This is a genomic window from Ligilactobacillus ubinensis, assembly GCF_024160875.1.
GTDB classification, from domain to species: Bacteria; Bacillota; Bacilli; order Lactobacillales; family Lactobacillaceae; genus Ligilactobacillus; species Ligilactobacillus ubinensis.
Genome location: NZ_JAIULA010000012.1, coordinates 1 through 12,343, shown reverse-complemented (window position 1 = coordinate 12,343; position 12,343 = coordinate 1). Strand labels below are relative to the sequence as shown.

Sequence of the window (12,343 nt, the reverse complement as noted above, 5' to 3'; positions counted from 1 at the left end):
TATAAATTATCTAGTATGTATAGTCAGTTAATGTTTTTTATATGTTTCTGGGTTGAAAATAGTAAAGCAGCTATATTAATCTAGGGGTAATAATTATGCTGTTAGCTAACTAATAATGCGTGCATGACTGTGACGTCAAAAGCCAAAGAGATTAGATTCTTTTTGGTTTTTTTATTGCACTTTATATAACTTTTATACATATATTATGCTTGTAAAATAATATAGCAGAGAAGTTATATTGAAGGATATAAATAAGATGCATGAAATAGAAGTTTACGAAGATAGAAATGGCTAAAGTGAGATTAGGGTAGGTAGCTTGAATGAGAGCAAACAAAAAGATGACTAAAAAGTGCTGAAAAAGGTATGTTATCAGCTAGAAACTTTAGAAAAACTATTAGGTTATCACATGCAAATGTACTAAAGAGTTATAAATATCCAATCATGGAGTTAAGACCACAATCGGAAAGAATTTTCTATGCGAGCTATGCTGGCGAAAGGTTTGTGTTGTTAAGTCACTATACGAAAAAACAGAGTAAGACTGATACGAAACAGGTTGAACACGCAATGACGCTATTAGAAGGTTGGTTTGCAAGAAAGCAAGAGTCTGTTTTGTATTTGACTTTTATATCTTTTAGATATATATTGTTTATATCTAAAAGATATAAAAGGACGGTTGATATTGAAATGATGAATGAATTGTACGTTTTGGGTGAGTTGATGGAGAAGCCTAAGACAGCCTATCGTTTGCGACAATCAATGCAGGTCTCGCTTGGGCGTCACCGAAAAACTAGTTTTGGCGTTATTTATCCGCTATTCGAGCGCTTAGAAAAAGAGGGCTATATTACACTAACCATACAAGACGATGACAAAAGATCGACAAGATTGGCTGCGATTACAAAGAAGGGTGAAGCACGCTTTTTTAACCTGATGCATGAACCGGTTCCAGAGGGTGCCCACACGGATGATATTTTCCAAATTAAGTTGGATTCAATGCAGCATTTACCGCTATCTAAACAGCAGGATTTGTTGGATCAATATATGAATGAACAAGTGGCTATTGTGGATGACTGCCAAGCAGAGCTCGAGCATTTAAAGAAACATGAAAAAAAGGATCACTGGTATGCGATGCAAAAAATGCAATTACGCTTGAAACAGGCACAGGTGACGCAGCAGTGGATTCAAGAATTTAAAGCAGCTTTGAAGAAGAATGGTGGCTTTCAATCGAATGACTAAAGAAATCAAAATTGCGTTATTAATGGCTGCAAGTCTCTTCATGGAAATCATGGATGGGACGATTGTCACAACAGCGTTACCAAGCATGGCGAAATATTTTCGGACTGGATCGTCCACTGTTGCACTACTTGTTAGTATTTATCTAATTACTGTTGCCATTTTTATTCCTCTAAGTGGCTGGCTTGCTGATCGGTTTGGTAAGAAAAAGATGTGGATACTGGCGGTTGGATTATTTACGTTAAGTTCTCTTGGTAGTGCATTAGCACCGACGTTTGGAGTTTTATTAGGGATGCGCGTAATTCAGGGAATGTCGGGTGCAATGATGACACCGACGGCTCGGCTGATTGTGTTGGAAAAAACAATTCCTGAACAATTATTAAGGATGACAAGCTATCTAGTTTGGCCAGCTTTGCTTGCCCCAGCAATTGCTCCTTTAATTGGTGGCCTAATTGTGACGTGGTGGAACTGGCGTTGGATATTTATGATCAATTTACCAATTGGAATCATCATTATTCTATACGGCCTCTTCTTAATCGATCACGATAATCGAACAGTGATTCATCGCCGGTTTGATGTTATGGGGTTTATTGCAATTGCGATTGCTTCAGGGCTGATTTTAGCTGGTGCGGAATTGGCGACACATGGGCGAGCTGAATGGTTATTGGCAGCACTGATGGTTATTATTGGTGCAGGGATGTTAGTTTTTTCTTACTTTCACTTGTGTAAAGTCGAAAATCCATTATTTTCTGTTTCATCATTGCAAATTGAATCATTTCGGTTCACACAAATAGGTTGTAGTGTACTATGGCTATCAGTTGGCGCGATGCCATACTTGATGACTGTGTATTTGCAAACAGTTTTTCAATGGTCACCCGTTAAAGCATCGAGTTTTGTAATTTTTATTTTTCTAGGCAATATAGGGATTAAACCATTCACAACGGTGATTATCAAAACGCTCAAATATTGTGGCGCGCTCCTTAGTGCCTTTCTAATGGTGATGATCAGTTCGCTTTGTTTGGCCATGATTACGACGGAAACATTTCCATGGATTATTGCCTTGCTAGCGTTTATCTCTGGTGTTGGGCGCTCATTAGCATTAACTGCATACAACGGGTTGACATTTGCTGATGTACCTTTGGCTGAACGAAATAGTGCTAATACGTTAACGGCAGTGATTATGACCCTAGCACAAGGGTTGGGTGTATCCTTAATTACGGTGATTGTTTCAATTCTTAGCCACACAATGCCTTTGGAACATGCTTATCAGTTTGGTTTTGCTTTTTTAGGTTTGCTCATGTTATGGCCAATGTTTGAGTTGACGACGGTCAGTCGAAATATTGGTAAAAGTACGATTTAGTTAAAATACTCTTCTGGATTCTAGTACAGAAAATTTAAATTTGATTTATAGTTAGCCTAGAAACAAGGTAGCTATGGCGAAGAATTAAGTTAAATTAAAGTTCATTATTTCTAGAAAGATATTTTTAGTAGCCATTGCCTATTCTTTTTAGGCTCTTATTGAGCCACTGTGGTATTGTTGAAGTTTTACATGATTGTGGATTGCCATTCATCATACAAGTGTTATGCGATGGATTTACTATTATATCAAAAGCTGGACTACGAAAACTTCCAAGTTTTCACAGTCCAGCTTTTTGATATAAGTAGTATGTTTCAATTTTGGCGACAACATCAGGAACTCTTAATGAAAAATTTTTATTGGAATCAAGGATACTACGGATTATAAAAATAAAAAAGAAATTTTGTGAAGCTACTACTCCTTGACTATATACCTGGGTGGGTATATTATAAAAGCATAAACTAGTTTTTAATTACGTAAAGAACAGTGCGTACGACAGAGATCTAACCAACTTTTGGTGAATTAAACGAATATTTTGGATGAAAAAGCAGGAGTGATGTAATTGCCCCTGTATATTAAAATTATCATTTGTGAAATAATAGACAAGGAGAAAATATGGCTAAAAAAATAGTAATTATTGGTGGAGTTGCTGGTGGGGCAACAGCGGCAACTCGGTTACGACGGTTAAGTGAAGAAGATGAAATTATCCTACTAGAAAAAGGAGAATATATCTCTTTTGCAAATTGTGGATTGCCCTACCATGTAGGTGAAGTAATAAAAGAGCGTGAAAGTCTGTTACTGCAAACTGTTGCAGGGATGAGTAGTCAGTATGGTTTAGATGTACGAAATTTTTCTGAAGTTACGGCGATTCATCCAACCGAAAAAACGGTCACAGTCACCAATCACAAAACAGGTAAGGTATATGATGAAAGTTTCGATGAATTGATTATATCAACAGGAGCCAAGGCAATAGTGCCAGCGATTGATGGTTTAGAAAATGCTAAGAACGTATTTAGTCTACGTAATATACCGGATATGGATTTAATAAAAACATATATTACTAGAAACAAAGTCAAGACGGCTACAGTTATTGGTGGCGGATTTATTGGACTAGAAATGATGGAAAACCTTTCTGAGCTTGGTATAAATGTTCAATTAGTTGAGATGGCGCCACAAGTAATGCCAAATATTGATTTTGAAATGGCACAGATGTTACACGCTCAAATTAATATGCACGGAGTTAAGTTAATTCTTAACGATGGTTTAAAAGAATTGCGCAATAATGGTCATGAGTTAGTTTTGACAAGTGGACAAGTACTGGCAACAGACATGACAATTCTATCAATTGGGGTTTTACCAGAAAACACATTGGCCAAACAATGTGGAATAGAGTTAGGATTCAAAGGTGGCATTAAAGTAGATACTCAGATGAGAACAAACTTTGCGCATATTTACGCTATTGGTGATGTTATTGAGGTGACCGATAGCGTTAGTGGTGAAGCTACCAATATTCCACTAGCATGGCCTGCAAATCGGCAAGGTCGTTTAGTTGCAGATATAATAAATGGACTTCCAGCTAAATATCCAGGTACACAAGGGACATCAGTTGCTAAAGTATTTGAATTGACGGCAGCAAGCACCGGAAATAGTGAACGTATCTTGAAAAAGCAAGGAATTGAGTATCAAGCAATTCATATTCATCCCAATTCACATGCAGGTTACTATCCTGGTGCGGCACCAATAGCATTGAAACTTTTGTTTGCACAAAATGGGAAAATTTTAGGTGCGCAAGCAATTGGGACTGAAGGTGTTGCCAAAAGAATTGATGTTATTTCTACGGCAATGAAATTTGGCGCTAAAGCCCCTGATTTAGCGGCGATTGAGTTGGCATATGCACCGCCGTATTCATCCGCTAAAGATCCGGTAAATATGTTAGGTTATACAGCTGATAATATAGTGAATGGTAAAGTTAAAACCTTCCAATGGTCTGAAGTGGATAGCTTAAAAGAACAAGGAGCATATTTTCTTGATGTCCGGGAAGACTTTGAATTATTAACAGGCAGAATTGGTGGTAGTGTTGAAATTCCATTAAATCAGTTACGCCAACATTTAGTTGAAGTGCCTAAAGATCAGACAATCTATGTTTATTGCCAAGTTGGTTTGCGTGGCTATAATGCAGCGAGAATTTTGATGCAACATGGTTACAGTGTGAAAAACCTTGATGGAGGCTATAAAACATATAAAAATTCAAAGTATCAGTTGCATCAGGTTGAGTTTACAAAAATCAAAAAAGATGTTGTGAAAAATGATTATGCCAAAGATACGTTAGAAAATATTGAATTAGATGCGTGCGGTTTACAATGCCCAGGGCCTATCTTGAAGGTTAAAGAAAATATCGACAGGATGAAGCCAGGCCAAAAAATTGAAGTTCAAGCAAGTGATTTTGGATTTAGCAATGATATTGAGGTTTGGTGTCAGAATACAGGTAATACAGTTATTGATAATAAAATAAAAGATAATAAGGTTTTTGCAACGATTGTAAAGGGAAAAGAACTGCCCCAAAAATCAGAACCAAAGATGCCAACTACATTACCTCCTGAAGGTCAATTACTTGAAACCAAAGATGGAGCAACAATGGTGGTATTTAGTGGCGATTTAGATAAGGCCCTTGCTTCAATGATAATTGCATCTGGAGCAGCCGCATATGGTAAAAAAGTAACAATGTTCTTTACCTTCTGGGGGCTATCTATTTTAAAGAAACAGACCGTTAAAAAATCCGGATTGGCAAAAATGTTCGATATAATGTTACCTGCAGGTGCAGATAAACTTAAGATTTCTCAAATGAATATGGGTGGTCTTGGTGCAAAAATGATCAAAAAAGTAATGAAGCAAAAAAATGTAGCACCTTTGCCAGAAATGATTCAACAAGCACATCAATTGGGTGTTAAGTTTGTAGCATGTACGATGAGCATGGATTTAATGGGTATTGAAAAAGAAGAGTTATTTGACTTTGTAGAATATGGTGGAGTCGCTACCTTTATAGGCGATAGCGAAAAAGCTAATATGCAGCTGTTTATATAGAGGTAGAGGTTTAAATTAAGTTTTAAGAGAATAGATATATTTGAGGAGACATTGTAAATATAGCCTGAAATAACTCAGAAAATGGTTTATTTGTGATGTTGCATTATGGTAGATAAAGAATTTAGTCTGTTTAACACCGAAGATGTTTAAGTTTTCGGTGTTTTTAGTGTAGTTATTATAAAAAATGTTATATTGAAACATGTAAATTTTCTATAAATATAAGATTTATAAGACAGACTAATAAAATAGAATTAATGGTATAAAATACAATTTATCTAATCAACTTACAAAGATGGCATCAAACTATTTTTAAATTAATTGAGCTTACGGCTAGATATTGTTAGAATAAAAGAAGTTGGCGCATAGAATTCGTACTAACTATTCAATGACGCAAGGAGAAATATTTAATGGCAACAATTGAAGATATTGCAAAATTAGCTGGTGTTGCAAAAAGCACAGTATCTCGTTATTTGAATGGGGGATATGTAAGCGAAAAAACTAAATTTAAAATTGAACGTATTATACAAGAACAACATTATACACCAAATGCATTTGCGCGTAGCTTAAAGGCTAAAAAAACATATATCATTGGAACAATAATTGCACGATTAGATTCAAGTTCATTATCGCAAGTTTTAAGGGGATTAGATCAGCAATTACAGGATGCAAAATATCAATTGATAATTGCTAATACAAATGAAAGTCAAACTCGTGAAATTCAAAGCATGATTAATTTAGCACATCAAAAAGTTGATGGCATTGTACTATTAGCAACTAGAATAACACCTAAACACTTAAAAATAATTAAGGAGATTGATGTCCCTGTTTTAGTTGTGGGACAAGAGTGTGATACAACATATAATTTACTCAATGCAAATGAAGAAGCTGCCTTTGCGTTAAGTAAGTCAATTTTAATGCATAATTATAAAAATATAGCGTACATAGGCGTATCTGAAGATGACCATGCAGTTGGTAGAGATCGAAAAATGGGATTTCAAAGAGCGTTAAAAAAATTTAGAAGTTGCAATGTTGAATATTATGAAACAAGTTTTAATGCAAATGATGCTAAAAAAGTAGCATTAGAAAATTTTTCTTCAAAATGGCCAGATTTAGTGGTCTGTGCAACAGATAACATTGCTTTTGGAATAATAACAGCTGCTCAAGAAATGGGAGTAGCAGTACCTAAAAAGGTCTCTGTTACAGGATTTGGTGGATATCAGATTGGGCAACTATTGCATCCTAAATTGGTAACAGTAGACCTTCATTTTTTTGAAACAGGCCGTAAAGCCGGTGAAATGATGATAAATATTTTACAGAATAAACAAGAGGAGAAAAAAGTTATAATGGCGTACTCAATTATATATGGTGAAAGCGTTGACAAAAAGTTTTAAATGATTTATTCTAGTTTAAGGAACCGGTTCCTTATAAATTAATGGAGGCTTATGCTATAAAGAATGAAAAATTAGCACAAGATATTGTTCAAAAAGTTGGAGGACGTGAGAACGTTAAATATTTAACTCACTGTGCTACACGATTACGTTTCAGATTGAAGGATCCAAACAAGGCTGATATGGATGCTCTGAAGGCACTAAATGTTTTGCAGGTTGTTAATGCGTCAGGTCAATTGCAAGTAGTAATAGGACCTAATGTAGGTGATGTTTATGATGATGTAATAAAAGTAGGAAAGTTTGATTTTGATTCTAATAATTCTACAGATGATAATAGTGATAAAAACACTGGTATAGTATCCAAAGTATTTGACATCTTATCAGGGAGTTTTACACCATGGATTCCTGTTTTTTGTGGATCAGGGCTAATTAAAGCCTTTTTATCTATTATGACAATGGTAGGCTGGATGTCAGCCAAAAGTGGAACGTATGCGATTTTAGCTGCTGCTGGGAATGCTGTATTTTATTTCTTACCAATTTTGTTGGGAACAACATTAGCCAAAAAATTAAATGTGAGCCCTTATATTGCAGCAACAATAGGAGCCGCTTTACTAGAACCGAATTTTACTGCGCTCATTAAAGGAATCGGTTCCACAATTGATTTTGCTGGTATTCCAGTAGTTTTAATGAATTATTCTACAACAGTAATTCCAATTCTAGTTGCAATTGTTATTTATTCATTTTTAGAAAAATTTCTTAAAAAATATATTCCAAGCCAATTACATTTACTATTTTTACCACTACTTTCACTTATTATTATGGTCCCGTTAACAGTAATGATTTTTGGACCGTTTGGTGTATATGTTGGTAAAGGTATTGCAACTGCAACGACATGGATTATTGCAAAAAGTCCGATTATTGCAGGGTTATTGATTGGAGGATTTTGGATTCCTATTGTTGTTTTTGGTTTACATTGGGCAGTTATCCCTATCATATTATCTAATATAGCTACAAATGGAAGTGATCCAATTTTAGCGATTGCAATGGGAAGTGTATGGGCAGCATCTGGTGCCGGATTAGGTGTGTTATTTAAAACAAAAAATGCACAATTGAAAGAAATAGCTGCTTCCGGTTTAATCCCAGGATTGCTGTCAGGTGTTACAGAGCCTATCATCTATGGTATTTTCTTTAGATATAAACGTTCATTTGCATATGCAATTGCAATGAGTGCTATCTCGGGCGCAATTGCTGGTTCTCTTGATGTTAAAGCAACACAATTAGCAGGAGGTATATTTACGATTCCTACCTTTAAACCAATATGGGGTTATGCATTAATTGCAGCAATTGCATTTTTTGGGACTGCTATTTTACATTGGGTTTTTGGCTTTGGTGAGGATGAAAAACTTGTAGATACAACAACTGAAACTAAAAAAGAGAATAATCAATATACTAATGAAATAGATACAGTAATTAATAGTCCGGTAGAAGGTGATGTAGTATCCTTGAAAGATATTAATGATACTGTATTTAGTTCAGAAGCAATGGGTGCAACCATTGCGGTTGATCCAAGTTCAACAAGTATTAGAGCTCCTTTTTCAGGAAAAGTAATCAAGGTATTTCCAACATTACATGCAATTGGCTTAGTGTCTAATGAAGGAGTTGAAGTCTTAATTCATATTGGGTTGGACACAGTAAACTTACAAGGAGAAGGTTTTACTGCATATGTAAAAGATAATCAGTCTATTGTCGTAGGACAAAAACTTATTAGTTTTGATATTGAAAATATTAGAGCTAAAGGCTACGATCCTGTTGTATTAACTATTATTACAAATCAAGCTGATGTACAACAATTAAAAAAACATGCTAATCTACAGCAACATGTAACTACAGAGACTAAGTTATTTGAAATATCAAGTAAATGATAGTTAGCAAGTAGGAGGAGAAGAGAATTATGATAGAAGTTACTCGACGTTTGAATGATCGGGCATCTTTAACCTTATATATGTTAGATCAGGAAATTTCTTATCAAGTAATTAAAGAGCATCCAACTTTAATTATTTGTCCAGGTGGTTCTTATTTATTTAGAGCTAAAAAAGAAAGTGAACCCGTAGCATTAACCTTTTTAGCACGAGGATATAATGTTGTTTTGTTGAATTATACAACTTATTTTGAAGAGAGGGTTGATTTAAAAATAGATGTACCAAAAGTAGACTCAAATTCTCATTATCCTCAGCAATTAAGTGAATTGGTACAAACTTTAAAAATTTTAAAAGAATTATCTGTAGAATATAAATTAGATTTAACAAGACTATTTTTATTAGGCTTTTCTGCTGGAGGACATATAGCTGCATCATATGCTGTTCACTGGAATGATTATGAGTATTTAAATAAAATTGGAATTGATGGTAGAGATTGTTTAAAATTACGAGGAATCTTACTAGCATACCCAATGTTGACTGGCGATTTGGGTGATATGATTAGTAAAGCCAAAAAAGATACTAGTATTAAAGAACAGTTACCATATTTGAATAATGCAATTTATGGTACTGAACAACCAACGTTAGTTCAAAAGGAGGAGTTAAATTTAATTCATCAAATAAATAAAACAATTCCTCCCACTTTTTTATGGCAATCGTTGCAAGATGAAGTGACGCCCGTTTCGGATTCACTAAAATGGATGGTAAAATTAACAGAATTGAATATTGAATGTGAGAGTCATTTCTTCGGTTCAGGAAAACATGGCATGGGTTTAGCAAATAGTATAGCAGCGAAAAATAGTTCAGATGAAGATATAGCATGCTCAAAATGGGTAGAACTTGCTGATCTTTGGATGAAACGACATGATTATATTAATATTGTAGAGGAGGCTTAATCAATGGCGTTAGACAATCGCTTATTGCGTGATTTAGCTTCCAATGAAAAAAAGTTGTGGTATAAAGAAATTGAAAAGATAAAAAATAATAGTAGTTTGCGGCAATTATTTCATATTGAAGCACCAATTGGTTTTTTAGGTGATCCAAATGGATTTAGTTTTTTTCAAGGCTCCTGGTATCTATTTCATCAATGGATTCCAAGAAAAACAAAGCGTAAGATGGTTTATTGGCGAGGATTACGATCAAAGGATTTAGTTCATTGGGAAAGTCTGCCATATACAATAGATCCTGATACAAAATATGATAGCGATGGGGTATATTCAGGAAGTGCGTGGGTTGATAAAGGAAAACTAGAATTTTTTTACACGGGAAATGTTAGAAATAACGATAATGAACGTGAAGCTTATCAAATGCGTGCAACTTTATCTGAAAATAAGATAAGTAAGGAAATAATTCCAGCCATTAAGGAGCCACCTCATGGCTATACAATGAATTTTCGTGATCCTAAGGTGTGGCAACAAAATGGCAAAAATTATGTAGTCATAGGTGCACAAACTAAAGAAGAAAAAGGATGTGCAATTATATATGAAGCATCGGCTAATCTAAAAAAATGGCAATTTAAATCAGTATTACAGCCTTTTGATCATAGTATTGGTTACATGTGGGAATGCCCTAATTTTTTTGAACTTGATGGGCATCAAGTGTTTATTTTTTGTCCACAAGGAGCAGAAGAAAAAGATTTAAAGTATGAAACACAATTTCCAAATGCAGTTGTGATTGGTCCTAAGTGGACAGATAATAATCTTGAGTGGCAGTTAAATAAGCCAAAACTTAGCTTAATAGATGAAGGATTCGAGAGCTATGCAGCACAAATTGTTCAAGTTGAATCTAGGACAATTATTGTTAGTTGGATGGGACCAAATAAAACAATATTACCAACTGAAGCATTAGGATGGAATGGTTGTCTAAGCCTTCCACGGGAGTTATCTATTCAAAATGGTAAACTTTATCAAAAACCAGTACAAGAACTAAAAAGTCTATATGGTACAAAACACGTGATCAATTTTGAGCAGATGGCTAAGTTTAAAACAGGGTTAACTAGTCAATTTAAAGTGAGTTTTAAAGGACAAGGACAAGTAGTGTGGAATCTTAGAGCTGGAAATGATAATTTAGGTTTATTAATTAAAGCTGATTTAGAAAATAATACTTTAGAAGTTGACAGACAATCAGTTTTTGAAAAAGAAATTAATGATAGAGTAAAGGGTGATACAAGTAGAAAGATTAAACTTGAATTAGATAATGATGAATTAGAACTAGAAGTATGGATTGATCACACATCTTTTGAAATCTTTATAGATCAAGGTAAATATATATTAAGTGGTCGCATTTTTACTAGTGAAGAGAATCAGAATTGTATTTTTAAAATTAATGGACCAGTAGAAGTTAAAGGAACCTGGCACGAGATAAAATATTAGTTAAATATAAATTGTATTTATAAAAATAGTGATGTTAGGCTGAGCGATTACGCTACCTAGCATCACTATTTTATATGAAGAAATAATAATACTATTGTAAATTAGTCTCAAGAAAAGGATAATTTTTAGGAACATGTGTCTTGATTGTTTTGGGGCAATCAGTAAGTGCAGGTGCAAATTTAAAGGATAGTTTTGGAAAAACAACTGAGAAAAATTGATTTTATATTACTTTTTCGTGGGGGTGTTGCTGTAACAATGGCGATTTATGTTGCAGGATCATTAGGATACTTGAATCTAGCGATAACAGTTTCATATGCATTGTTTGGTTTATTCGTATGGGAAAAAGTATTATCATATTTAACAGGACAGGTTTTAGATGCTTTTTTAGGAACCGTCATTGTAATGATATATTTTTATCCACAGTTTAAGAAAACAACTTCAGTTGAATCTAGAAATTCCGTTTCTATTTTCGCAACAATGCCAGCAATAGAAAATAAAATATTTAATTTTTAAGTTAGTTTATCGCAACTTTTTTTATCTTGAATTGTCAAATTAAATGTAACACTTTATCAAAATAAACCTCATACGGTGTTCGCCAATCCAACCGCGATAAATGGTGATAAAACTTATGATTGTTTCGCCTGTTTCAAGCAATAAGCGTTGTGAAATTTCTTCTGGTGACCACTGACAATCTAGGAACAGATGTTTAATTCTTTGAAACAAAGATGGATCCTCAATAAACTTTGTTTTACGTCCACACTTACTTTTAGAAAATATATAATCATTCTGTGCTTTATCTGGTGAGTATTTTCCAGTATTTTTACTCTTATGTCGTTTAATTTCGCGAGAAATTGTAGCAAGGTGCACTACGCCCTGTCAAGTTGACAAATGAAATAATATAAAATTGAATCTATCTCTAAGCGGCTTCATTACAGTATT

The 12,343-nt window shown here is 34.3% G+C and carries 8 protein-coding genes and 2 pseudogenes; 9 read left to right on the top strand and 1 reads right to left on the bottom strand.

Features of this window, described 5'->3' with window-relative positions:
• Positions 1-363: 363 nt before the first annotated feature.
• The 9 genes and pseudogenes from LB941_RS12560 to LB941_RS06990 form a co-directional block, all read left to right on the top strand.
• Positions 364-516, top strand: a pseudogene (locus tag LB941_RS12560) (type II toxin-antitoxin system RelE/ParE family toxin); the annotation flags it as partial.
• A 48-nt stretch (positions 517-564) separates the two neighbouring features.
• Positions 565-1,233 carry a PadR family transcriptional regulator gene (locus LB941_RS07025; protein WP_253360761.1) on the top strand — a complete coding sequence of 223 codons (669 nt, stop codon included), beginning with the start codon at positions 565-567 and terminating at the stop codon, positions 1,231-1,233.
• Complete coding sequence (locus tag LB941_RS07020; protein ID WP_253360654.1) at positions 1,226-2,590, top strand: MFS transporter; 1,365 nt, start codon at positions 1,226-1,228, stop codon at positions 2,588-2,590. The genes LB941_RS07025 and LB941_RS07020 overlap by 8 nt, the downstream gene beginning before the upstream one ends.
• 612 nt (positions 2,591-3,202) lie before the next feature.
• A complete protein-coding gene (locus tag LB941_RS07015; RefSeq protein ID WP_253360653.1) occupies positions 3,203-5,668 on the top strand; it encodes an FAD-dependent oxidoreductase in 2,466 nt (821 codons plus the stop codon).
• Positions 5,669-6,075: 407 nt separating this feature from the next.
• Positions 6,076-7,059, top strand: coding sequence for a LacI family DNA-binding transcriptional regulator (locus LB941_RS07010; protein ID WP_253360651.1), 984 nt, complete (start codon positions 6,076-6,078; stop codon positions 7,057-7,059).
• 41 nt (positions 7,060-7,100) lie between these two features.
• Entirely contained in the window at positions 7,101-8,978 is a 1,878-nt protein-coding gene (locus LB941_RS07005; RefSeq protein ID WP_253360649.1) for a beta-glucoside-specific PTS transporter subunit IIABC, read from the top strand.
• Between the two features lie 29 nt (positions 8,979-9,007).
• On the top strand, positions 9,008-9,928 hold the full coding sequence (locus LB941_RS07000) for an alpha/beta hydrolase (RefSeq protein ID WP_253360647.1): 921 nt from the start codon (positions 9,008-9,010) through the stop codon (positions 9,926-9,928).
• 3 nt (positions 9,929-9,931) lie between these two features.
• Positions 9,932-11,404: a glycoside hydrolase family 32 protein gene (locus LB941_RS06995; RefSeq protein ID WP_253360645.1), complete on the top strand. Its 1,473-nt coding sequence runs from the start codon at positions 9,932-9,934 to the stop codon at positions 11,402-11,404.
• 192 nt (positions 11,405-11,596) lie between these two features.
• Complete coding sequence (locus LB941_RS06990; protein ID WP_253360643.1) at positions 11,597-11,917, top strand: aquaporin; 321 nt, start codon at positions 11,597-11,599, stop codon at positions 11,915-11,917.
• Between the two features lie 90 nt (positions 11,918-12,007).
• Here LB941_RS06990 and LB941_RS06985 read toward each other — a convergent pair.
• A pseudogene (locus LB941_RS06985) lies at positions 12,008-12,262 on the bottom strand (IS30 family transposase); the annotation flags it as partial.
• Between the last annotated feature and the right edge of the window lie 81 nt (positions 12,263-12,343).